Below are 22,365 nucleotides of genomic sequence, written 5' to 3' on the forward strand. Positions count from 1 at the left end.
TCGATTTTTGTACGACCGTACTAATCCGTCAATCAGTATTTTTTCCGCAACGCACAAAGGACTACTCTTTCATCACCCTGGTTTTAGTCGTTCCACAAACAAAAAATGCGGAAGATAAGCTCTTCCGCATCGCAACATTCAACAAATTTACTTTGTGTCGAAAAAAGAGCCTGACTCTCTTAGCCGACCGCCTTCTTAACGCTTACCCGTTGAGCCCGCTTCTCCCGACTCAAGTACGAAACCTGCTTTTGCATCTTTTCCCAGTACTTTGACCAGATAGGGCATGACTTCTTTTAAGGTAGCCAGCAAGGTCCATGGAGGATTAAGGATGAACATGCCGCTGCTATGCAAACCAAAACCATCTGGCGAAGGGCCACTGATGGACAGGGTGACATTCAGCCAGCTATTTGCCTGCAGACGCTTGAGTTTTTCCGGCAGGGAACGGGATTCCTGACGTTGCAGTACCGGATACCAGACAGCAAAGGTACCGGTAGGGAAACGTTTCAAGCCATCTTCGAGAGACACCTTAACGCGTCGGTAATCATCCTTGACTTCATAAGGGGGATCTATCAGCACCATGCCACGACGGGATGGCGGCGGTAGCAAAGCCTTCAAGCTTTCAAAGCCATCGCCAGCAGAAATGATGACGCGCTTGCCTCTGACGGTCTGACGCTGGCCCTGCTCTGCTGCATGGTTATCAAGCTTGCGGAAGTTTTCGCTCAGTATTTTGATTTCGCTAGGATGCAATTCAAACAGGCGCAGGCGATCCTGCTCGCGCATGACAATATTGGCGCAGTAAGGTGAACCTGGGTAGTAGCGCATTTTTCCACTGGGATTGAGGCCTTTGATCAAATCCATATAGGCAGCAAAAGACTCAGGAATATCTTTTCTGTCCCACAAAGGACCGATACCGGTTTCAAATTCAGCGTTTTTGCTTGCATAACCACTGTCAAGCGCATACAAACCAGCGCCTGCATGCGTGTCTATATAGGTATAGGCAGTGTCTTTTTGCCCAAGGTATTCAAGCAATTGAATCAGGACAAAATGTTTCAGGACGTCGGCATGATTACCGGCATGAAAGCCGTGGCGGTAGCTCAGCATAATAAAATCTTTCAAAAATGAATAGGCGACCTGCCGCTGGCAAGTCGCCCGAAAATGGTAGCAAGCGGCGAGAGGTAGTGAGGGGCTAATTTATTTAGCCAGTTAATCTACCCTACCCGTTTGCCAAGTATGATCAAATCGCGCTCTATGCCGTCCAGCGTTGCTACCTTCGGCATATTTGCCCAGGTCGCAAAGTCAAATGCAGCAAATAACTTCAAACTAGGCACATTATGACCAAAAATGAAGCCCAGCAAAGTGTGAACCTTGATTTCAGGTGCATACGCAATGGCCTGCGTCAGGAAATAACGCCCCAGACCCTGACCACGCGCAGCCTCGTGCAAGTAGATGGACAATTCAGCAGTGCCTGAATAAGCAGGTCTGCCGTAAAAATTCGAAAATGACAGCCAACCTATGACTTGCCCGTTCTGCTCGCAGACCCAAAGTGGGCGTGTCTCAGGATGATGCTCTTGAAACCAGGCATGGCGTGATTCTACCGTAACAGGTTCCGTATCAGCAGTCACCATTCGTGAGGCAACTGTGGAATTATAAATTGCGACAATTTGCGGCAAATCTTCAAACCGCGCCAGTCTATGCGTAAATTCGGCTGCCATCATCATTAAATTGTATGTGTAGCCCGGGAAGAACGTACTGCCGCACCCAGCAACTCCTCTACACGCAAGCGTATGCGGACGCCACTTTCATCTTCAGGGAAATGCACACCTATACCTTGCGACTTGTTATTGCCTGCGCCTGCTGGCGTAATCCAGGCCACCTTGCCAGCGATAGGGTATTTATTCGGGTCGTCCAACAAAGTCAAAATGAGATAAATCTCTTCACCCAGACGATAAGTTTTATTGGTAGGCACAAAAATACCACCATTTTTTAAAAATGGCATATAGGCTGCAAACAGCGCAGCTTTTTCTTTAATTGCCAGCGATAACACCGAAGGACGATTCGGTGAAGGCATATTAAGCGGAGCACTAGGATCTGCTGGTAAATCTGACATGTTCTGGCTTTCGCAATTCTTTAATCAAATAGTGCCGAATAACGCGGAATATTCAAGCAGCATATCTTCCAAAAATAATTTGGCCGATAAAGGGTGACTGGCAATCGCCTGTCTTTCATTGCAATTCTTGATGAATTGCTGCAAAGCAGACTCATCAACCTGCATGGACAATGCCTTTAACTCCCTCTCATAGCGAGGATGATACCGGATTCTGCCACTTTGTTTATAGGAAAATATATCGTAGAGCCAACGTTGTAGCCAGCCGACGACGACAGGCATTTCCATTTTTTGCATCTTGTCGGCAGTTTTAAGGCTCAACTCCGTACCAGGCTTACTCAAAAAGCGTATAAATTCATCCAGGTCAGCACGCAAGTCTGAATGTGCCATGTCAAATGCTGCCAGCGGCGCACCACCTTGCTGCGCCAGCCAGACGTCGGCATCCTTGATACCCTGTTTATGCAGCCACTCCAGCGCAATCCCTGCATCCGGCAAGCCCAGGCCAAACTTGTGACAACGCGACAAGATGGTAGGCAACAACCTGTCTATGCTGTTTGAGACCAGGATGAATACCGTATTGGCGTTGGGCTCTTCCAAAGATTTAAGCAACGCATTTGCTGCGGGCACATTCAACGCTTCGGCAGGATACAGAACGATGACGCGCCGGCCGCTACGATGAGTAGAAATATTCATAAAATCCGACAGTGCCCGGATTTGGTTGATGACGATTTCTTTAGAAGGTGCCTTGCTCGCCTTGCTGGTTTTTGTGGTGCTTTCTGTCTCATCACCAACTGGTGCATCTTCTTCATCCAGCAACTCTGGCCTGACACGGCGGTAGTCAGGATGGCTATATTGCGCAAACCAGCCACAAGAGCCACATTGCTGACAAGCGTGCCCACCCTGCCCCGGGCTTTCACAAAGTAGTGATTGCGCCAGATGCTCGGCAAATACAGTTTTACCTATGCCTTGGGGTCCGTGCAATAAAAAAGCATGAGGCAAGCGTTGTCCCAGAGCCTGTATCTGTTGCCAGGAGTCCTCTTGCCAGCTATACAAAGGGTGCTGGGTCATATCACTTGCTGAGCAGAGCTCAAGAGGTCATCGATCAATGCGTCCAGTTGCAAACGTATTGCCTCTATGCTTTGTGTGGAGTCAATAATCCTGAAGCGTTGAGGAAATTCATTAGCTCGGCGCAGGTATTCATTGCGTGTGGCAGCAAAAAAGTCTGCCTTTTCCTGTTCAAACTTGTCCAGGTCGCGCGTAGCATCCAGACGGGCGCGCGCCACTTCCAGCGGCACATCAAATAATAGAGTCAGATCTGGTTGCAAATTTGGGTGCACCCATTGCTCAAGGGCATTAAGCTTGTCCAGCGACAAATTCCTGCCGCCCCCCTGATAAGCAAAGCTGGCGTCAGTAAAACGGTCAGAAATGACCCAGTCGCCCCGTGCCAACGCTGGTTCTATGACTTGGGCAATGTGTTCACGCCTGACGGCGAACATCAGCAGAGCTTCTGTCTCCAGATGCATTTTTTGCTTTAATAGCAATTCGCGCAAAGTTTCACCCAGGGGTGTGCCACCAGGCTCACGGCTGCAAATCACTTTTACATCGGCTGCTTGCAACTTGCTTTGCAAACGCTCTGCCACATAGGCGATGTGGGTGGATTTTCCTGCGCCGTCTATGCCTTCAAAGCTGATAAATTTTCCTGTGGGCTTCATTCTTTAATTCTGTTTTCTAAATATTTATTAGCGTTGATACTTGTTTACTGCGCGATTATGGTCGTTCAAGTTGTCAGAAAACTGGCTGGTACCATTACCACGCGCCACGAAGTATAAAGCATCGCTATGAGCCGGATCCAAAGCTGCGGAAATCGATTCCATGCCTGGCAAGGCAATCGGCGTGGGCGGCAGACCAACTCGCGTATAGGTGTTATAGGGCGTATCCGTCAGCAAATCACGCTTGTATATCTTGCCCTGATAGCGCTCACCCATGCCGTAAATGACGGTAGGATCAGTTTGTAGCAGCATGCCCGTACGCAGACGATTGACAAAAACCGAGGCTATCATGGGGCGTTCTGATTTTTGGCCTGTCTCTTTTTCTATGATGGAAGCCATGGTCAGAGCCTCATAGCGATTCTTGTAAGGCAAGCCATCTGCGCGTTTTTTCCAGACCTCATCGAGTTTTTTCAATAACTGGCTATGTGCCTGCTGATACAGTTGCACGTCTGTGCTGCCCTTGGCGAAACGATAGGTATCCGGGAAAAACAAACCTTCCGCTTGTGGAAAGTCCGGTGTGATCTTGCGCATCAGCTCAGCTTCACTCAAGCCCTGGGTTTCATGCTTGATGGCAGGATGCGCATCTACCAGCTTACGCATTTGCTGGAATGTCCAGCCTTCTATGACTACCAGGCTAGCCATCGAGAAATCGCCATTGACGATCTTGTTCAGCAATTCAACGGGCGTTTTGCCAGCTTCTATCTCAAAAGAACCGGCTTTCAATCTGTTCGCTTTACCCATCAAACGCGCCAGTGCTTCAAACATCAGAGGCTGGACAGGTATGCCAGCTTCATACACCTGACGGGCAGATGCGCGCACGCTACTGCCTGGCCTGATGGTGAATTCCTTGACCTCACCCTCAGTAAAAATGGCTTGCTGCATCCAGTAATAGAAGCCACCACCGACGGCCAGCGCAAGCAGGATCAACAATACAAATAGTTTTTTTATGAAACCCATGTAGGCAGCTTAATCAAAATTGAGGGAGTTCTGACGAGATTTTGCAGACGCTACTATAATTCGCCTGAACAGGTGCAGGCGGTATTGTAAAGCCAGCGCGTACATTAAGCGAATCAGTAAAGAAGAGTGAGTATAACAATATGATGTGGGAAGACTTTTTATCCAGCCAGGGTGCCACGGTGGAAAACCTGAATACGACCGGTTTTGCCCCACATTGGCAATCAGATGCCCTGCAGACAGGATTTATTGCCCCTTTGACCGATCTTGGCTTGATCAGGGTTACTGGTGAAGACGCCCCGTCATTTTTGCATAATCAATTAAGCAATGATGTAGAGCATCTGGGTGCTGCCGAACTGCGCCGTGCTGCTTATTGCACCCCCAAAGGACGTATGCTGGCCAGTTTCGTGTATTGGAAAGATGGCCAGGATATTATCTTGCAGCTATCAAAAACCATACAAGCTACCGTGCAAAAACGTTTGCAAATGTTTGTTTTACGGGCGAAAGCCAAATTGCACGATATCAATGATGAATACGTCGTTCTGGGGCTAGGTGGCACTGCTGCGCCCTTAGCACTGCAAGCGTGGTTTCCAGAGTTGCCAGCAAAGATCGACCAAAAACTGAGCAACGAATATGGCAGCCTGCTGCGCGTCGCGGATGCCAACAACACACCACGTTATCAATGGATAGCGCCGGTGGAAGTTGCCCAGCAAGCCTGGCCCAAATTAAGCAGCCAGTTACGGGCGGTGAACACTAGCGGCTGGCGCGCGACTGAAATTCAAGCTGGCATTGCCATCGTCATCGCCAGCACACAAGAGAAGTTTGTCCCGCAGATGATCAATTTTGAACTCATCGGTGGTGTGAACTTTAAAAAAGGCTGCTACCCCGGGCAGGAAATAGTCGCTCGCAGCCAATATCTGGGCAAACTCAAGCGCCGCATGGCAATAGCCTTGGTGCATGCGACAGATGTCGCAGCAGGAACTGAAGTATTTAATAGCGATGATGTCAGCCAGCCCTGCGGTATGATCGTTAATGCAGAACAACATCAGGAAGACAGTTCGCTGGTGTTGATAGAAATGAAGCTGGCCGATCAGGAAAGTGGTCAACTTACGTTAGGCTCGGCAACTGGCGCTGCAATGGAGCTGTTGCCTCTGCCGTATGCGATAACAGATATTACACAATAATCGCGCAACAAAGAATCAAAAGCAGGCATATGAATTGCTATATCTATTTTAAGGCCAGCACTGACAAAGAAGCTGAAGTACTGCAGCAGGAACGGTTATTGCAAAACCTGATGCGTCAGGCTGATCAGCAGGGGCCCGGCTTGCAGAAACGTCCGGCAGAACAGGATGGCATGCATACCTGGATGGAGATTTATCATCAGGTCGCGCCTGATTTTGAACAGCGTCTTGAGCTGGCTTACGCGCAAACCGGATTGCAGCAATTACAGTCTGGTGAGCGACATATGGAATATTTTGTGGATGTAGACTTATGTGCCTGATCGTCTTTGCCTGGAAACTGATACCCTGCACACCTATCGTGTTTGCAGGCAACCGTGATGAATTTTATGACCGGCCTGCGGCTGCCGCTGACTGGTGGCAGGACTACCCTAACATATATGCTGGACGTGACCTGCAATCGGGCGGCACCTGGTTGGGTATGACTACACTCAATGGGGCGGATAGCCTGACCAGCAAATTTGCCGCCATTACCAATATCCGTGCACCGTCTGAAAAGCGTGAAGATGCCCCATCGCGTGGAGAACTGGTTGCGAATTACCTCAAGAGTGATTTGGGCGCGCAAGAGTATATCGCCAGCATTCGCGACACTGTTGCTGACTATAACGGCTTCAATTTACTGATCGGCGACAAGGAAGACCTGATCTGGTTTTCCAACCGCAATCTGGATGATGTACGCAATGGTCAGCCCCTGCCTCCGGGTATTTATGGTATTTCCAATGCGTCTCTGGATACGCCCTGGCCAAAAGTTGTCAGGACCAAGGCAGAATTTGCCAGCATGATATGCCAACGCGCACCCGTAGATGCCTATTTTGAAGTATTGGCCAATACCACCCCTGCCCCAGATTGCCGTCTGCCTGATACCGGCGTTTCATTTGAGATGGAGCGCCTGCTGTCATCGCCATGCATAGTGTCACCAAGTTACGGCACGCGGGTTTCTACTGTAGTCAAAATCCATAAAGACTATCCGGCAGAATTCGATGAAAAGTTGTTGCGCTAAGTAGGTTTGGACAATCAGTCCATACTTTGTACCTTTATACTTTTTCCAGCCTGGCTTTGCACAGCAAGGCTGCTGCCAGCAATTTCAATATGCAAGGTAAAGCGGCGTAAGCCAATGTCAACGCCTGCAAGCCACTCTCGCTGGCCAAACCCGGTACATAGCCCAAGTACTCCAGGGCTGGCAATGCCAGGCCTGCGGCCAGCGCCAGGTTCATCTTGCTGGCCCAGTTCCAAACGCCAAAATAACTGGCTTCATTTTTTTCGCTATGCCCTGCAGCATGAATGACTCCAGCCAGCAAGGCTGGTGGCAAAGCCAGGTCTGCACCTAAACTCATCCCTGAAAAAATGCAAATCAGGGAAAAGGCCCATGCATCACCAACACCTAATGCAAGTACACCAACGAAACTGAATACGGACAAAAACATTGCTAACAACCATGCTTTGACCTCTCCTTTTCTTTGTGCCAAGCGGGTCCATAAAGGCATGGACAAGGCAGCCGCCAGAAAATACATCAGCAACAAAACCCCGGATAAATGCGCCAGATGCAAACGGTCTTTAGTGAAAAACAGGAACAAGGTTGCCGGTATCGCTGCGGCAATGCCGTTAACCACAAATACCAGAAACAAGGCACGGAAACTACGGTTAGCAAACAACTGACGCAAAGACAGCGGCACATGAGTCGCGCCTGTCACACCGGATTTTCGCGGTGTTTGGCGTATCAGGAACCACGCTGTCATCAGCAGGCTGAAACTCAACATGCCAGACAAGATCGTGACATTGCCAAACTGGATGATAATGGCTGTCGCAATCACACCAGCCAAACCACATGCCTCACGTGCACTGGTCAGTCTTATTCTTTGCCCAGGTTCCTGCGTCAGGGCCGCACCCCAGCTCTGGTAAGCAATACTGGCCAGGCTAAATCCTGCATACACGACCACCAGCGTGACAAAGAACCAGAGAAAAGCAGGATTGCCTGATAACTGAGGAGGATGGAACAGACCAATGAAGCCAGCAATCAATAATGGCAATGCCAGAGTGATATACGGCGCGTAAGTACGGCTTTGCGGCCTGCGGTCTATCACTGCACCAATAAAAGGATCAATGAAGGCATCCATGATACGTGTCAACAATAGTGCTGTGCCTATGGCCGATAAAGACATGCCAAATCGATCCGCATAAAATTGGGGCACATAGACATAGATGGGCAATGCCACCATCGCCAGCGGGAAGCCAAACAAGGCATAGGATAGCAAGTGCGAGAGTGAGAGGCGCGGCATATCATCCTGTTTGTGCTGTCTTTAGAAAGTAAAAAAGCGCGATCATTATTCCATGACCGCGCTTTTTCGTTTGAAGTCTGAAGGTTTAGCTCAGCTCTTCCAGGCGTAACTTCGTCACTGCACCAAAGACGGAATCGAGCTTTTCGATTTTTTCTATGGCTGCAACGATATTTTTTTCCTTGGTCTGATGCGTGAGGATAATGATGTCTGTCTGCGTTTCGCCTTCTGCCGGTTCTTTTTGCAGCATGGCATCGATAGAGATCGTCAAATCTGCCAGGATGCGCGTGACATCAGCCAAAACACCAGGCTTGTCTGCCACATGCATGCGCAGATAATAGCTGGTGACGATTTCTGCCATAGGCAAGACCGGCAAATCACTGAGGGAGTTAGACTGGAAGGCCAGGTAAGGTACACGATGCTCAGGATCAGCCGTTGCCAGGCGCGTGATATCAACCAGATCGGCAATCACTGCAGACGCGGTAGGCTCGGAGCCAGCACCCTTGCCATAGTACAGGGTCGCACCGACTGCGTCGCCATGTACCAGTACCGCATTCATGGCACCTTCGACATTGGCGATCAGGCGTTTTTCAGGAATCAGGGTTGGATGTACGCGTAGTTCTATGCCAGCCTCAGTACGTTTGCTGATACCCAGCAATTTGATGCGATAACCCAGTTCTTCTGCATAGCGGATGTCGCTGGCTTGCAAGTTGGTGATGCCCTCCACATGGGCTTTATCAAACTGCATGGGGATACCATAGGCAATCGCCGCCATGATGGTGGCTTTGTGTGCAGCATCGACACCTTCGATATCAAAGGTAGGGTCAGCTTCTGCATAACCCAGCTCTTGTGCCTGTTTCAGCACAGTTGCAAAGTCCAGCCCCTTGTCACGCATTTCAGACAAGATGAAATTGGTCGTGCCATTGATGATGCCAGCAATCCACTGTATGCGATTAGCAGTCAGTCCTTCACGTAAGGCCTTGATAATGGGAATGCCACCAGCAACCGCAGCCTCAAATGCGACCATGACACCTTTTTCTTCTGCCGCCTTGAAGATTTCATTGCCATGTGTTGCCAGCAAAGCCTTATTGGCCGTCACCACATGCTTGCCATTGGCGATGGCTTTCATGACCAGGTCTTTGGCAATGCCATAACCGCCTATCAATTCGATGACGATATCGATATCCGGGTTGGTAACCACCAGATTGGCATCATTGACGACTTCACATTCACCATTGGTCAACTCTCGTGCCCGCTCAACATTCAGGTCTGCCACCATGGCAATCTCAATCGAGCGACCTGCGCGACGCGTAATCTCTAATTGATTGCGCTTCAAAACGTTGAAAGTGCCGGAGCCGACGGTGCCTATGCCTAACAGGCCTACTTTGATGGGTTTCATAAGTTTTCTAAACAGTAAATTAAATTAATTAATTGGTGCCGTGACGCTTTCGATATGCTTCGAGGAAACTAGCAATACGCCCGAAAGCATCAGTCAAATCATCCGTATTGGGCAAGAACACGACACGGAAATGGTCGGGATTGATCCAGTTAAATCCCGTTCCCTGTACCAACAACACGCGCTGCTCGGTCAGCAGTTCGTGGATAAACTCCTGGTCATCCTTGATGGGATACATCACGGGGTCCAGTTTGGGAAACATATACAGCGCAGCCTTGGGTTTAACGCAAGTCACACCAGGAATTGCCGTCAACAGCTTGTGCGCCAGATCGCGTTGCTTGAGCAAGCGTCCACCTGGCCCAACCAGATCATTAATACTCTGGTAGCCACCGAGTGCCGTCTGGATTGCAAACTGCCCCGGTGCATTTGCGCACAAACGCATGGAGGCTAACATATTCAAGCCTTCAATATAATCCTTGGCATGACGTTTTTCGCCGGATACCACCATCCAGCCAGCGCGATAACCGCAAGAACGATAGTTTTTAGAAAGACCGTTCAGCGTCAGGAACAGCACATCATCAGCCAGCGAAGCAATGGAGGTGTGCAATTCGCCATCATACAAAGTCTTGTCGTAAATTTCATCAGCAAAAACGATGAGCTGATGCTGGCGCGCCACTTCGACTATCTGCTGCAAGACCTCAACTGGGTACAAGGCGCCTGTAGGATTATTGGGATTGATGACGACGATGGCCTTGGTTTTAGGCGTGACCTTGCTTTTGATATCGTCAATATCCGGCATCCAGTCTGCACTTTCGTCACAGACATAATGCACAGGTTTGCCGCCTGACAGGCTCACCGCCGCTGTCCACAAGGGGTAATCAGGGGCTGGCACTAATACCTCATCACCACTATTGAGCAATGCATTCATGCCCATGACGATCAGTTCTGAAGCACCATTGCCGATATAAATATCTTCTATGGTCACACCTCGGATATGCTTTTCCTGGGTGTAATGCATAATCGCTTTGCGCGGCGCAAACATGCCTTTGGAGTCGGTATAACCGGCTGCATTTTGCATGTTACGTATCATATCCTGCACGATTTCATCCGGCGGATCAAAATTGAAAACTGCCAGATTACCGATATTGAGCTTGATGATCTTGTGACCTTCATCCTCCATCTGCTTGGCTTTTTCCATGACGGGGCCACGGATGTCATAACAAACGTCTGCTAGTTTTAATGATTTTTGTATGGGTCGCACCGCTGCAATCCTTGATAATATTCATGAGTTGGCTGCATCCATGTTTTCCAGCCAGGCCGAAATTGAATGCAAGCGCATGATAAGCTGCAATACAGAAATGCTGCACTGCCGAACGTTCCATTCTGCACAATGCGCCGAATTTTATCAATCAGAACTTGGCAAAAGCTGAACTCCAGAGCAAATTTGCCCAAATAGAGTCGCATCATGTATCGTAAATGATGGTTTTACAACCTAATAGACTTGAACAAGCAAAATTAGTAAGAACGAAAAAGGATATTGCAAGTCTAATACCAAGTAAGAATCAAGCGGACTGTATCGAGTAATTACCAACCAGTAGAAGCGGTCATGAAAAAACTATTTTTATCCCTGTTGTTCAGCATAGCTGGCATGAATGCTGCCTTTGCACAAAATGTGATTGAATCCATCGCCATGGACAGTGGTGGCAGGCTGGGAGCAAGTCTATTGGTTTTGGAAACCGGGCAAAGCTTGTGGATATTGCCTGATACCCCAGCTCCCATGCAGGGAGTTAGCAAGTTACCCGTCGTTATGACAGTGTTGGCTGCAGTCGATAAAAACAAACTTCAGCTGGATCAAAAAGTCACTGTCGGTAAAGAGGATTTACTGGCTGCAGAGCTAGCCAGCCCTCTACGCGACGAGCATCCGGACGGTAATTTCAAAATTACTGTCAAGGCATTGATGCATCACGCGATTGTCGATAATGATGGCACAGCCACTGATGTCTTGCTGCGCTTACTGGGCGGACCAACATCGGTCATGCAATATCTGGCGCAACTGGACATAAAAGATATCAAAGTCCTGGATACAGAAAAAGAAATTGGTAAATCCTGGAACATGCAATACCGTAACACGGCCACACCCAAAGCCATGATCAAGTTGTTGCAGGCTTTGCAGCAAGGCAAAGCCTTGAGTCCCAAAAGCAGTGAATTATTACTGAAATGGATGACAGACAAGGAAGCCGACCTGAAATCCACTTCAAACACCGCCCCCAATCCCAATGTCGCCCGCATCAAGGTTCTACTACCTGCTGGCACACCTGTGATCCACAAAGCTGGCAGTTCGCCAACTCATGGCAGCCTGACTGCGGCCCATAATGACGTAGGCATTGTTACTTTGCCGAATGGTCATCATATGGCAGTGGCCGTATTTCTAACGGATAGCAAAGCACCTCATGCATCCCGTGATTTAACTATCGCTAAAATTACCCGTGTTGGCTGGGATGCATGGTCAAAAAAATAGGCCCGTAGCGTTTAAGCATCCCATGGAAGCTGATAAAAAACGTTACAATGCGCCTCTTTACAGTCTTAACCCTTGAGCTACATCGATGAAGTTGCACTCTACTCCTACGCAGCAATACCAGACCATCACTGCTTATGAAAAAGACAGTGTAGAAATTAATGCAATTACTTATACCCACAGCCTGATCGTGCTGCCGGAAACCAAGCCGCAGCAATGGTCGGCCACCAGTTTTGAGCAATTGAATGCTGAAGATTTTGCGCAAATCGAAGCTACTGTGCCCGATGTTGTCATTTTGGGCACAGGTAACAAGCAGCGCTTCGTTCATCCCAAACTGACCGCTGCACTGGCTGCCAAACGTATAGGCGTGGAGTGCATGGACAATCAGGCTGCCTGTCGTACTTATAATATCCTGATGGCTGAAGGCCGTAAGGTTGCGCTTGCCCTGATTATGGAAACTGCATGAACAAGACCTCTCCTTACGATTCACCGCGTACATTATGGGCGCTGAGTATCGCCTTCCTGCTGGTCTGGTTTTACATGCTGGGAGCAAGAACTCTGGTGCCAACCGATGAAGGTCGTTACGCCGAAATGGGTCGTGAAATGCTGGCCTCAGGTGACTGGATTACCTTGCGTCTGAACGGCATCAAGTATTTTGAAAAGCCTCCTCTGCAAAACTGGATGAATGCCCTGACCTTTGCCGTCTTCGGTCTGGGTGACTGGCAAGCGCGCTTGTGGACTGGCTTGAATGGTTTGCTGGGCGTTGCTGCTATGGCTTATACCGGCAACAAGATATTCAGCCGCCGCGTTGGCATCATTGCTGCCCTGGTACTGGGTTCAAGTTTCTGGTGGGCTGGCATGGGCCACGTCAACTCCCTGGATATGGGCTTGTCTGGCATGATGACTCTGGCCTTGTGTGGTTTGCTGGTCGCTCAAATGGCTGATGCAAATAGTAAGACAGAGCGCAATGCCATGCTGGTTTGCTGGGCAGGCATGGCATTGGCGACGATGTCAAAAGGATTGATCGGTTTTGTATTGCCAGGAGGGGTATTGGTCATATATACCCTGGCAACACGCGACTGGGGTTTATGGAAACGCCTGCACATGGGCAAGGGCCTGATCCTGTTTTTTGCCATCACTGCTCCCTGGTTTATCTTGATAGCCATAAAAAACCCTGAGCATCCCCACTTTTTCTTTATCCACGAACATTTTCAGCGTTTTACCAGCACCGTACACAAACGCGGAGGACCATGGCATTACTTCATTCCCCTGCTACTCGTCGGTATCGTTCCATGGATAGGCGTCTTACTTCAAGGCTTATGGTCTGGTGTCAGGGAAAAGACCTCGGGCTTTCAACCCAGGAAAATGCTATTTATCTGGGCCGCTTTCCTGTTTTTCTTTTTCAGTATTTCCGGCTCAAAGTTACCAGGATATATTCTGCCTATCTTTCCAGCATTGGCTCTTTTGATTGCCTGCCACCTCGAACAAACGGATAACCGTCCAGTAAAAGTCGCCGGTATTCTATTCGTCATAGTCGGCATAGCTGGTGCAGTTGGCCTGGCGACTTATCTGGGGAAACTGGATACCGCAGATACATTCGACCACGCGCTAGCCACTGCTTATGCACCATGGATAATCGGTGTTATAGCGCTGGCGATAGCTGGTGGCGTGCTCACCTGGCTGCTGGCACGCAAAGGTGACACTGGAAAGGACTGGGCCATCATTTGCCTGGCTGCCAGTGGTTACCTCGTCGGGCAAATTGCCTTTCTGGGACATAATCCATGGGGAAAATACATTGCGGGCAGCGAATACATACCTGCAATCAAGGCTGAACTGACCTCACCGACTACACCTTTCTATGCAGTTGGCCGCTATGAACAGGCCTTGCCGTTTTATCTGGAGCGCACCACGACACTGGTTGAGTTCCCTGACGAAATGCAGTTTGGCCTGGAGCAGCAGCCAGAATTGTGGATACCCAAGCGTGAAGACTTCGTCAAAAAATGGCAGACGCATCAAGACAAAGGCGAAGCTGCAGTTGCCATCTTGCGTAATGATATTTATGAAGACTTGAAAAAAACCGACTTCCCCATGCGAATAATCGCCAAGGATCCGCGCCGCGTCATCGTTGCCAATCTGGTTAATAAAAACAAATAAACAATTATGAATATCAATACCTTTGGCTTTATCTTCACAGGCATTATGCTCAATGCTGTTGCCCAGCTTTTGCTCAAGAAAGGTACCAATGCAGTTGGCGCGATTCATCTGACTGCAGAGAACTGGTTTTCAACGGGCTTGCAACTGGCAACACAGTTACCCATCATCGGCGGCCTGACTTGCTACGTCATCTCTGTCGTCGTCTGGATCATAGGTTTGTCACGTGTTGACGTCAGCATTGCTTACCCGTTGCTATCATTAGGCTATATCGTCAATGCCATCGGTGCCTGGTATTTCCTGGGTGAAGTCATGTCCATGCAAAGGATGCTGGCAATTGGCGTCATCATCATTGGTGTGGCCTTGCTAGTTAAAAGCTGAATTGATTCATTGGCACACACCTTATATTCCATAAGAATAGCTTTGTTTTATTGAAAGGTTCACCATGAGTGACACATCCAAATTCCTGCCATTCACCAAACCAACTATCGATGAAGAGACCATCGCTGCCGTCACAGAAGTCTTGCGTTCTGGCTGGCTGACCAGTGGTCCCAAAGTGCAAGCTTTAGAAGCACAATTGTCTGAATATTTTGGCGGCCGCCCTGTGCGCACTTTCAATTCTGGCACCTGCACCATGGAAATTGCCCTGCGCATTGCTGGCATAGGCGCAGGCGATGAAGTCATCACCACACCAAATTCATGGGTAGCAACCGCCAATGTCATTATAGAAACTGGCGCGACACCTGTGTTTGCTGACATTGATCCCAAAACACATAATATCGACCTAGACAAAGTTGAAGCAGTGATCACACCACGTACCAAGGCGATCATCCCCGTGCACATGTGCGGCCTGCCTTGCGATATGGACAAGCTGTATGCAATTGCCAACAAATACAATTTGCGCGTCATTGAAGATGCCGCACAAGCCATAGGTTCCAGCTGGAAAGGCAAGCGCATAGGCTCTTTCGGCGACTTTGCTTCATTCAGCTTCCAGGTCAATAAAAACATCATGACAGGCGAAGGTGGTTGCCTGGTGTTGAACAACGCAGAAGAAGCACACCTGGCAGAAAAGTACAGACTGCAAGGCGTGACGCGCAGTGGGCTGGATGGTATAGATGTTGATGTGCTCGGTGGCAAATATAATATGACCGATATTGCCGCTGCCATAGGTCTGGGGCAAATGAAACATCTGGCAGAGTTCAATACCAAACGCGCGGCCCTGGCAAAGCACTATTTCACCAGCTTTGGTACTGAGTTTGAACAAAAGACAGGTGCAGAGTTGCCCGTTGCCGACTTTGAAAACAGCAACTGGCATATGTTCCACCTGGTCTTACCAGAAAGCGTTAATCGCGCGGCTTTCATGCAGCAAATGCTGGATCAGCAAATTGGCTTGGGTTATCACTATCGCGCCATCCATTTGTTCAGCATGTATCGCGAGCGTGGCTTTACCGATGGCATGTTCCCCATTGCAGAACGCATAGGCAAGCAGATTGTTACTTTGCCATTATTTCCATCCATGAACACAGAAGATGTCGAAAGAGTCGTGTCTGCGGTAAAATCCTGCCTTCTCTGAAATCGGCAGAACAATACCAATGAAACCCGAACTCTCTGTTGTCATACCCGTCTATAACGAAGAAGCTGGCCTTGCCAAGCTGTTTGAACGCCTGTATCCGGCGCTTGATACGCTGGCGGCACGCGGTGTCAGCTATGAAATTGTATTTGTTAACGATGGCAGCCGCGATAACACGCCTGCCTTGCTGGCTGACCAGTATCGCTTGCGCCCTGACGTCACACGGGTAGTGCTGTTCAATGGCAATTATGGCCAGCACATGGCTATTCTGGCTGGTTTTGAAGCCACGCGCGGTGAAATCATCGTTACCCTGGATGCCGATTTGCAAAATCCGCCAGAAGAAATCGGTGCCCTCGTCGATAAAATGCGTGAAGGCTATGATTACGTAGGCTCCATACGCCGCAAGCGCCAGGATTCTGCCTGGCGTACCTATGCATCCAAGGCGATGAACCGCTTCCGTGAGAAGATCACGCGTATCAAGATCACGGATCAAGGCAATATGCTGCGCGCCTATGGTCGCAACGTGATCAATTTGATCAATCAGTGTAGTGAAGTGAATACCTTCGTCCCTGCCCTGGCTTATACCTTTGCACGCAAGCCAACAGAAATCATCGTTGAACATGAAGAACGTTCTGCCGGCGAATCAAAATATTCGATTTATAGCCTGATACGTCTGAATTTTGACTTGATGACCGGTTTTTCCATCATGCCTTTGCAATGGTTCTCCATGCTGGGTATGGCGTTATCGATCCTATCTGGTGGCCTGGTATTGCTCTTGTTGATACGCCGTTTTGCACTGGGCGCAGAAGCAGAAGGTCTGTTCACTCTGTTTGCTATCGCCTTCTTCCTGATGGGTGTGATCCTGTTTGGTATAGGATTACTGGGTGAATACGTGGGCCGCATTTACCAGCAAGTACGCGGTCGTCCGCGTTATGTGGTGCAAACCATATTGGAACAATCCACCCCGGATTTGCCTGAAGTTAATTAAGAAAGCAGTGATGACTACATCAGCATCCCCTGCAACAGCAGTGGTTTTTGCCTATCACAGCGTCGGTGTGCGTTGCATCAAGACTTTGCTGGCTCGTGGCATAGCCGTCAAACTGGTCGTCAGTCACACTGACAATCCGGCAGAAACCATCTGGTTTGAATCAGTGGCCGATTTGTGCCGTGAGCAAGGCATACCTTGTATCACGCCCGATGATCCAAAATCAGTTGAGCTAAAAGAGCAGGTAGCAGCCATAGCGCCTGATTTCATTTTCAGTTTTTATTACCGTCATATGCTGCCGCTGGATGTATTAGCACTGGCCAAGCGCGGTGCTTACAACCTGCATGGTTCTTTGCTGCCTAAATACCGTGGTCGTGTACCTGTCAACTGGGCAGTCTTGCATGGTGAGACTGAAACTGGTGCCACCCTGCATGAAATGGCCTTGAAGCCTGATGCAGGTGATATTCTTGCCCAAGTATCAGCACCTATTTTGCCGGACGACACAGCCTATGAAGTATTTGGCAAATTGACTGTCGCAGCAGAGCAATGCCTGTGGACTGCGTTACCGGATTTGATAGCTGGGACCGCCACGCATTTGACTAACGATTTATCTGCCGGCAGCTATTTTGGTGGACGCAAACCGGAAGACGGGCGCATCAACTGGCAACAAACGGCGCAACAGGTATATAACCTGCATAGAGCAGTAGCCCCCCCCTACCCTGGTGCTTTTACCGATCAGGCTGGTCATCGTTTTGTTATCGGAAAAGCACGCTTATCCAAAACTGATGCGGCAAATTTGCCGACAGGCTTACATGTAGTAGATAATAACGTCCTTGGCGTGTGCGGCGATGGCCGGGCATTGCATATTATTGAATTGTTAATGGATGGCAAAATCATGGGGGCGCAGGAATTAGCGACCCTATTGAAGCAAGCGGCATAAGCCCTCGCTTTGCGCATCTGAACTGGCAATCAACATTTACTTTAAAAAGAATTCATTATGAAAAAAGTCCTCATACTCGGCGTGAACGGTTTTATCGGTCACCATTTGTCCAAGCGCATTCTGGAAACCACAGACTGGGAAGTGTATGGCATGGACATGCAAACCGAGCGTCTGGGCGACATGATCAATCACCCACGCATGCATTTCTTTGAAGGTGACATCACCATCAATAAAGAATGGGTTGAATACCATGTAAAAAAATGCGATGTCATCCTGCCTCTGGTTGCGATCGCGACACCTTCCACATACGTAAAACAGCCTCTGCGCGTATTTGAACTGGATTTTGAAGCCAACCTGCCTATCGTTCGCTCCGCTGCAAAATATGGCAAGCACCTGGTATTCCCGTCGACTTCTGAAGTCTATGGCATGTGCCATGATGAAGAATTTGATCCTGAAGAATCTGAACTGATCTGCGGCCCTATCAATAAACCACGCTGGATTTACTCTTGCGCCAAGCAATTGATGGATCGCGTGATCTGGGGTTATGGCATGGAAGGCCTGAACTTCACCCTGTTCCGTCCATTCAACTGGATCGGTGCTGGCCTGGACAACATCCACACACCTAAAGAAGGCAGTTCACGCGTTGTGACGCAATTCTTTGGTCATATCGTCCGTGGTGAAAATATTTCCCTGGTGGATGGCGGCGCGCAAAAACGTGCTTTCACTTATATCGACGATGGTATCGATGCCCTGATGCGCATTATCGATAACAAAAACGGCGTAGCCAGCGGCAAAATCTATAACATCGGCAACCCGACCAATAATTTCTCCATCCGCGAACTGGCACACATGATGCTGGATCTGGCTGCAGAGTATCCTGAGTATGCTGAAACAGCCAAAAAAGTAGAACTGACAGAAACCACTTCTGCTGCCTACTACGGCAAAGGTTACCAGGACGTGCAAAATCGCGTACCGAAAATCACCAATACCTGTGAAGAACTGGGCTGGAAGCCAGTGACAACCATGCCAGACACCATGCGCAATATTTTCGACGCTTACCGCAGCCAGGTAGCTGAAGCACGCGCCTTGATGGATTAATTACTGGACTACATGCCTACCATCGTTCTCAAGATCGACGTCGATACCTATCGCGGCACTAAAGAAGGCGTACCTAACCTGGTGCGCATTCTCAAGAAACATAATGCAGGCGCAACTTTCCTGTTTTCTTTGGGCAAGGACCACACTGGTTGGGCCTTGCGCAGGGCATTTCGCCCTGGCTTTTTCCAAAAAGTGTCGCGCACTTCGGTCCTGGAACATTATGGTTTCAAGACCCTGATGTATGGCGTATTTCTGCCAGCGCCGGATATAGGCAGTTGCACAACCGAAATGCAGGCAGTGCGTGATGCCGGTTTTGAATGCGGCGTCCATACCTGGGATCACGTAGTCTGGCAAGATAATGTGCGGGTGCGTGACCTGGATTGGACGCGCAAGCAGATGCTGCAAGCTCACCAGCGCTTCCAGCAGATTTTTGGCGCAACACCAAAAACTCATGGTGCGGCTGGCTGGCAAATGAATGATCACGCTTTTGCCCAGCTTGACCAGTTCGGCATGCAATACGCATCTGACGGGCGCGCCATGCTCAATGTAGATGGCAGCCTCGCCGATGCGGATGCTGGCCCTTATCGCCTGCAAGTCGACAGTAATGTCATGTCCTGCATACAGATGCCAACTACCCTGCCCACGCTGGATGAGTTGCTGGGACGCGACATCGCTGGCAATGTCATTAGCGAGTCAAATATCGCAGCCAATATACTGAAACTGACAGCAAATCCAAAAGATCATGTATTTACCTTACATGCAGAGCTTGAAGGACAAAAACTCGCCCCCATATTCGAGGAATTGCTGACAGGCTGGCACAAGCAAGGTTATCGTTGTATTTCCATGGCGGACTACTATGCGTCCATCAAGAATAGTGACTTACCGACACGTCCATTGTCATGGGCAAGCTTGCCAGGCCGTTCCGGAGAGCTGGTCGCCCTGATCTAGTCAGTCAGCAACATTTCTCCACCCCTAACCAAGGAGATGAAAGTGGCTGAGACCCCTTCCGCACTGCACTGCCAGGTACCAGAATTTTCCGCCGCCATGACTGGCGACAAAGCGTTTCAATTAAGTGATTATGTTGGTAAAAATATCATTATTTATTTTTACCCAAAAGACAATACCCCGGGCTGTACCACGGAAAGTATCGCCTTCCGTGACTTGCACCCACAATTCCAGCAAGCTAATACTGACGTTTTTGGTATCAGCCGTGACAGCCTGCGCTCTCACGAAGGCTTTAAAAATAAATTAGGCCTGCCTTTCGAGTTAATTTCTGACCCTGACGAAACCTTGTGTCTGTTGTTCAATGTCATGAAAATGAAGAACATGTATGGCAAACAGGTGCGCGGCATAGAGCGCAGCACATTTGTGATTGACGGCAATGGTAAATTAGTGAAAGAATGGCGTGGAGTTAAAGTAGCAGGACACGTAGACGAAGTACTCGAATTTGTGAGCGCCCAAACTTAATTGAACTCTCCAGAATTACTCTTGATAAAAGCCGTGAAAGACAGTGCCAGCAGCAATGCTGGTATGTCCTTAACGGCTTTTAACTTTTCAGCTCTCACTTTTTGATTGAGGTTTTCATGCCATTGCCAAAAATGCCGACCAAGCCAGCAGCACTGCTTTCACCCAAGGATTATCCGAAGGCAGAAAAAGGCAAACCAGCCAAAACAATAAAATCCGCAACGCCAGAGAAAATCAAAACCATAGATGTCGCCCCGGCACCACAAAGAAAGAAAGTAGCCACGGTCCCGGCAGTGGTCAGCAAACCTGTTGCAGAAAAAACGACACCCGCAGTCGTCGCCAAAACTTTGCCAGCCATTGCTGCAAGCAAGGCCAAAACCCATGACAGCCGCGTCAAGTCCGGCACCAGCCGTGCCGCAGACAAATCCGGCACCACCAAGCTGTTTGTACTCGACACCAATGTCCTGATGCATGATCCTTCATCCTTGTTCCGCTTTGAAGAGCATGATGTCTACCTGCCCATGATCACCCTGGAAGAACTGGATGATCATAAAAAAGGCATGTCAGAAGTTGCCCGCAATGCGCGCCAGGTATCACGTTCTCTGGATGCCCTGGTAGGTGATATCGATCATCACGATATAGAAAAAGGTATCTTGTTATCCAAACTGGGTAACAAGGATGCCAAGGGCCACCTGTACTTCCAGACCAAGCTGCAAAGTGCCGACCTGCCAGTCGGTCTGCCTAAAGGCAAGGCTGATAATCAGATACTTGGTGTAGTTCGTGCGCTGGAAACAGAAAAGCCAGGTCGCCCAGTGGTGCTGGTGTCAAAAGACATCAATATGCGCATCAAGGCACGCGCCATGGGCTTGCCTGCTGAAGACTACTTCAATGACCACGTGCTTGAAGATTCAGATCTCTTGTATTCAGGCATCGTGCAATTGCCTGATGATTTCTGGAACAAGCATGGCAAGGGCATAGAAACCTGGCAAGAAAACCGCAATGGTCTGAGCACGACTTTCTATCGTATTACTGGCCCGGTCATCCCTTCCCTGCTGGTGAACCAGTTCGTTTACCTGGAACCCAAGAATGGCGAAGCGTCTTTCTATGGTCAGGTCAGACAAATCAACGGCAAGACTGCAGTACTACAAACCTTGCGCGACTATGGCCATATCAAGCATAGCGTCTGGGGCATCACTTCACGCAATCGTGAGCAAAACTTTGCATTGAATCTGTTGATGGATCCGGAATGCGATTTCGTTACCCTGCTGGGTCAGGCTGGCACAGGCAAGACCTTGCTGGCACTGGCAGCAGGTCTGGCGCAAGTTCTGGAAACCAAAACCTATAATGAAATCATCGTCACACGCGTTACTGTGCCGGTTGGTGAAGACATAGGCTTCCTGCCAGGTACAGAGGAAGAAAAAATGTCGCCTTGGATGGGTGCGTTTGACGACAATCTCGAAGTGCTCAACAAGTCCGACAATGATGCCGGTGACTGGGGGCGTGCTGCCACTCAGGATTTGATACGTTCGAAGATCAAGATCAAATCCCTGAACTTCATGCGTGGCCGCACTTTCGTCAATAAATTCCTCATCATCGACGAAGCACAGAACTTGACACCTAAGCAGGTCAAAACTTTGGTAACTCGCGCGGGCCCAGGTACCAAGATCATCTGCCTGGGTAATATTGCCCAAATCGATACGCCTTACCTGACTGAAGGTTCCAGCGGCTTGACTTATGTCGTGGACAGGTTCAAAGGTTGGGCACACAGCGGCCATGTAACACTGGCACGTGGTGAGCGTTCTCGTCTGGCAGATCACGCGAGCGAGATTTTATAATCGGGCTCACGCAGTAAAACTGTAGCAAATAAAAATGGCGCATCCAATATTGGATGCGCCATTTTTTCATTTA

23 protein-coding genes are annotated in these 22,365 nt (G+C 49.2%); 14 read left to right on the forward strand and 9 right to left on the reverse strand.

Annotated features, from left to right (window positions below):
* Positions 1–195 precede the first annotated feature (195 nt).
* The 6 genes from AC07OI_RS08750 to mltG form a co-directional block, all read right to left on the reverse strand.
* Complete coding sequence (locus AC07OI_RS08750) at positions 196–1,101, reverse strand: 23S rRNA (adenine(2030)-N(6))-methyltransferase RlmJ (protein WP_492704432.1); 906 nt, start codon at positions 1,099–1,101, stop codon at positions 196–198.
* 107 nt (positions 1,102–1,208) lie between these two features.
* The gene (locus AC07OI_RS08755) at positions 1,209–1,712 is read right to left on the reverse strand and encodes a GNAT family N-acetyltransferase (RefSeq protein ID WP_492704571.1); all 504 of its coding nucleotides are present in this window, start codon (positions 1,710–1,712) and stop codon (positions 1,209–1,211) included.
* 5 nt (positions 1,713–1,717) lie between these two features.
* Positions 1,718–2,107, reverse strand: a complete 390-nt coding sequence (locus AC07OI_RS08760; protein ID WP_492704433.1) for a PilZ domain-containing protein — start codon at positions 2,105–2,107, stop codon at positions 1,718–1,720.
* Between the two features lie 24 nt (positions 2,108–2,131).
* Positions 2,132–3,172: a DNA polymerase III subunit delta' gene (gene holB, locus AC07OI_RS08765; RefSeq protein WP_495256941.1), complete on the reverse strand. Its 1,041-nt coding sequence runs from the start codon at positions 3,170–3,172 to the stop codon at positions 2,132–2,134.
* Positions 3,169–3,816, reverse strand: coding sequence for a dTMP kinase (tmk, locus tag AC07OI_RS08770; protein ID WP_492704435.1), 648 nt, complete (start codon positions 3,814–3,816; stop codon positions 3,169–3,171). The genes holB and tmk overlap by 4 nt, the downstream gene beginning before the upstream one ends.
* A 27-nt stretch (positions 3,817–3,843) precedes the next feature.
* Entirely contained in the window at positions 3,844–4,830 is a 987-nt protein-coding gene (gene mltG / locus AC07OI_RS08775; protein ID WP_495256942.1) for an endolytic transglycosylase MltG, read from the reverse strand.
* Between the two features lie 140 nt (positions 4,831–4,970).
* Here mltG and ygfZ point away from each other — a divergent pair, with 140 nt between their 5' ends.
* Genes ygfZ through AC07OI_RS08790 form a run of 3 tightly spaced genes read left to right on the forward strand, consistent with a single transcriptional unit; the run spans position 4,971 to position 7,065 of the window.
* Positions 4,971–6,011 (forward strand): CAF17-like 4Fe-4S cluster assembly/insertion protein YgfZ, encoded by a 1,041-nt coding sequence (gene ygfZ / locus AC07OI_RS08780; protein ID WP_495256943.1) that lies wholly within the window; start codon positions 4,971–4,973, stop codon positions 6,009–6,011.
* A 29-nt stretch (positions 6,012–6,040) separates the two neighbouring features.
* Positions 6,041–6,328: a DUF4936 family protein gene (locus tag AC07OI_RS08785; RefSeq protein ID WP_495256944.1), complete on the forward strand. Its 288-nt coding sequence runs from the start codon at positions 6,041–6,043 to the stop codon at positions 6,326–6,328.
* Positions 6,319–7,065 carry an NRDE family protein gene (locus AC07OI_RS08790; protein WP_495256945.1) on the forward strand — a complete coding sequence of 249 codons (747 nt, stop codon included), beginning with the start codon at positions 6,319–6,321 and terminating at the stop codon, positions 7,063–7,065. Before AC07OI_RS08785 ends, AC07OI_RS08790 begins: the two co-directional genes overlap by 10 nt.
* Before the next feature lie 34 nt (positions 7,066–7,099).
* On the opposite strand, the gene AC07OI_RS08795 is transcribed toward AC07OI_RS08790, so the two are convergent.
* The 3 genes from AC07OI_RS08795 to AC07OI_RS08805 all read right to left on the reverse strand — a co-directional run bounded on the left by AC07OI_RS08795 (position 7,100) and on the right by AC07OI_RS08805 (position 10,995).
* A complete protein-coding gene (locus AC07OI_RS08795) occupies positions 7,100–8,341 on the reverse strand; it encodes an MFS transporter (RefSeq protein ID WP_495256946.1) in 1,242 nt (413 codons plus the stop codon).
* A gap of 85 nt (positions 8,342–8,426) precedes the next feature.
* Positions 8,427–9,737, reverse strand: a complete 1,311-nt coding sequence (locus AC07OI_RS08800; protein ID WP_492704441.1) for a homoserine dehydrogenase — start codon at positions 9,735–9,737, stop codon at positions 8,427–8,429.
* A 28-nt stretch (positions 9,738–9,765) separates the two neighbouring features.
* Positions 9,766–10,995, reverse strand: a complete 1,230-nt coding sequence (locus tag AC07OI_RS08805) for a pyridoxal phosphate-dependent aminotransferase (RefSeq protein WP_495256947.1) — start codon at positions 10,993–10,995, stop codon at positions 9,766–9,768.
* Positions 10,996–11,340: 345 nt separating this feature from the next.
* Between AC07OI_RS08805 and bla the strand changes: the two genes are divergently transcribed.
* The 11 genes from bla (at position 11,341) to AC07OI_RS08860 (ending at position 22,292) form a co-directional block, all read left to right on the forward strand.
* Positions 11,341–12,252, forward strand: coding sequence for a class A beta-lactamase (gene bla, locus AC07OI_RS08810; protein WP_495256948.1), 912 nt, complete (start codon positions 11,341–11,343; stop codon positions 12,250–12,252).
* Between the two features lie 85 nt (positions 12,253–12,337).
* Entirely contained in the window at positions 12,338–12,715 is a 378-nt protein-coding gene (locus AC07OI_RS08815; RefSeq protein ID WP_495256949.1) for an Mth938-like domain-containing protein, read from the forward strand.
* Positions 12,712–14,403: a glycosyltransferase family 39 protein gene (locus AC07OI_RS08820; protein WP_495256950.1), complete on the forward strand. Its 1,692-nt coding sequence runs from the start codon at positions 12,712–12,714 to the stop codon at positions 14,401–14,403. Before AC07OI_RS08815 ends, AC07OI_RS08820 begins: the two co-directional genes overlap by 4 nt.
* A gap of 6 nt (positions 14,404–14,409) precedes the next feature.
* The gene (locus tag AC07OI_RS08825; protein WP_162041263.1) at positions 14,410–14,781 is read left to right on the forward strand and encodes an EamA family transporter; all 372 of its coding nucleotides are present in this window, start codon (positions 14,410–14,412) and stop codon (positions 14,779–14,781) included.
* 64 nt (positions 14,782–14,845) lie between these two features.
* Entirely contained in the window at positions 14,846–15,973 is a 1,128-nt protein-coding gene (locus AC07OI_RS08830; RefSeq protein ID WP_495256951.1) for a DegT/DnrJ/EryC1/StrS family aminotransferase, read from the forward strand.
* A 19-nt stretch (positions 15,974–15,992) separates the two neighbouring features.
* Positions 15,993–16,958: a glycosyltransferase gene (locus AC07OI_RS08835; RefSeq protein WP_495256952.1), complete on the forward strand. Its 966-nt coding sequence runs from the start codon at positions 15,993–15,995 to the stop codon at positions 16,956–16,958.
* Between the two features lie 10 nt (positions 16,959–16,968).
* Positions 16,969–17,895 carry a formyltransferase gene (locus tag AC07OI_RS08840; protein ID WP_495256953.1) on the forward strand — a complete coding sequence of 309 codons (927 nt, stop codon included), beginning with the start codon at positions 16,969–16,971 and terminating at the stop codon, positions 17,893–17,895.
* A gap of 57 nt (positions 17,896–17,952) precedes the next feature.
* On the forward strand, positions 17,953–18,993 hold the full coding sequence (locus AC07OI_RS08845) for a bifunctional UDP-4-keto-pentose/UDP-xylose synthase (protein ID WP_110253336.1): 1,041 nt from the start codon (positions 17,953–17,955) through the stop codon (positions 18,991–18,993).
* Between the two features lie 12 nt (positions 18,994–19,005).
* A complete protein-coding gene (locus AC07OI_RS08850) occupies positions 19,006–19,941 on the forward strand; it encodes a polysaccharide deacetylase family protein (RefSeq protein WP_495256954.1) in 936 nt (311 codons plus the stop codon).
* Positions 19,942–19,977: 36 nt separating this feature from the next.
* A complete protein-coding gene (locus tag AC07OI_RS08855) occupies positions 19,978–20,460 on the forward strand; it encodes a peroxiredoxin (RefSeq protein WP_495256955.1) in 483 nt (160 codons plus the stop codon).
* A gap of 116 nt (positions 20,461–20,576) precedes the next feature.
* A complete protein-coding gene (locus AC07OI_RS08860) occupies positions 20,577–22,292 on the forward strand; it encodes a PhoH family protein (RefSeq protein ID WP_495256956.1) in 1,716 nt (571 codons plus the stop codon).
* Positions 22,293–22,365: the final 73 nt, after the last annotated feature.

It is taken from the genome of Undibacterium sp. GW821-FHT07F11, from assembly GCF_059418665.1.

Excerpts from the sequence above, each read along its gene's own strand:
- AC07OI_RS08750 (WP_492704432.1), bottom strand. The coding sequence starts at position 1,101 with ATGCTGAGCTACCGCCACGGCTTTCATGCCGGTAATCATGCCGACGTC.
- AC07OI_RS08755 (WP_492704571.1), bottom strand. The coding sequence starts at position 1,712 with ATGGCAGCCGAATTTACGCATAGACTGGCGCGGTTTGAAGATTTGCCG.
- AC07OI_RS08760 (WP_492704433.1), bottom strand. The coding sequence starts at position 2,107 with ATGTCAGATTTACCAGCAGATCCTAGTGCTCCGCTTAATATGCCTTCA.
- holB (WP_495256941.1), bottom strand. The coding sequence starts at position 3,172 with ATGACCCAGCACCCTTTGTATAGCTGGCAAGAGGACTCCTGGCAACAG.
- tmk (WP_492704435.1), bottom strand. The coding sequence starts at position 3,816 with ATGAAGCCCACAGGAAAATTTATCAGCTTTGAAGGCATAGACGGCGCA.
- mltG (WP_495256942.1), bottom strand. The coding sequence starts at position 4,830 with ATGGGTTTCATAAAAAAACTATTTGTATTGTTGATCCTGCTTGCGCTG.
- ygfZ (WP_495256943.1), top strand. The coding sequence starts at position 4,971 with ATGATGTGGGAAGACTTTTTATCCAGCCAGGGTGCCACGGTGGAAAAC.
- AC07OI_RS08785 (WP_495256944.1), top strand. The coding sequence starts at position 6,041 with ATGAATTGCTATATCTATTTTAAGGCCAGCACTGACAAAGAAGCTGAA.
- AC07OI_RS08790 (WP_495256945.1), top strand. The coding sequence starts at position 6,319 with ATGTGCCTGATCGTCTTTGCCTGGAAACTGATACCCTGCACACCTATC.
- AC07OI_RS08795 (WP_495256946.1), bottom strand. The coding sequence starts at position 8,341 with ATGCCGCGCCTCTCACTCTCGCACTTGCTATCCTATGCCTTGTTTGGC.
- AC07OI_RS08800 (WP_492704441.1), bottom strand. The coding sequence starts at position 9,737 with ATGAAACCCATCAAAGTAGGCCTGTTAGGCATAGGCACCGTCGGCTCC.
- bla (WP_495256948.1), top strand. The coding sequence starts at position 11,341 with ATGAAAAAACTATTTTTATCCCTGTTGTTCAGCATAGCTGGCATGAAT.
- AC07OI_RS08815 (WP_495256949.1), top strand. The coding sequence starts at position 12,338 with ATGAAGTTGCACTCTACTCCTACGCAGCAATACCAGACCATCACTGCT.
- AC07OI_RS08820 (WP_495256950.1), top strand. The coding sequence starts at position 12,712 with ATGAACAAGACCTCTCCTTACGATTCACCGCGTACATTATGGGCGCTG.
- AC07OI_RS08825 (WP_162041263.1), top strand. The coding sequence starts at position 14,410 with ATGAATATCAATACCTTTGGCTTTATCTTCACAGGCATTATGCTCAAT.
- AC07OI_RS08830 (WP_495256951.1), top strand. The coding sequence starts at position 14,846 with ATGAGTGACACATCCAAATTCCTGCCATTCACCAAACCAACTATCGAT.
- AC07OI_RS08835 (WP_495256952.1), top strand. The coding sequence starts at position 15,993 with ATGAAACCCGAACTCTCTGTTGTCATACCCGTCTATAACGAAGAAGCT.
- AC07OI_RS08840 (WP_495256953.1), top strand. The coding sequence starts at position 16,969 with ATGACTACATCAGCATCCCCTGCAACAGCAGTGGTTTTTGCCTATCAC.
- AC07OI_RS08845 (WP_110253336.1), top strand. The coding sequence starts at position 17,953 with ATGAAAAAAGTCCTCATACTCGGCGTGAACGGTTTTATCGGTCACCAT.
- AC07OI_RS08850 (WP_495256954.1), top strand. The coding sequence starts at position 19,006 with ATGCCTACCATCGTTCTCAAGATCGACGTCGATACCTATCGCGGCACT.
- AC07OI_RS08855 (WP_495256955.1), top strand. The coding sequence starts at position 19,978 with ATGAAAGTGGCTGAGACCCCTTCCGCACTGCACTGCCAGGTACCAGAA.
- AC07OI_RS08860 (WP_495256956.1), top strand. The coding sequence starts at position 20,577 with ATGCCATTGCCAAAAATGCCGACCAAGCCAGCAGCACTGCTTTCACCC.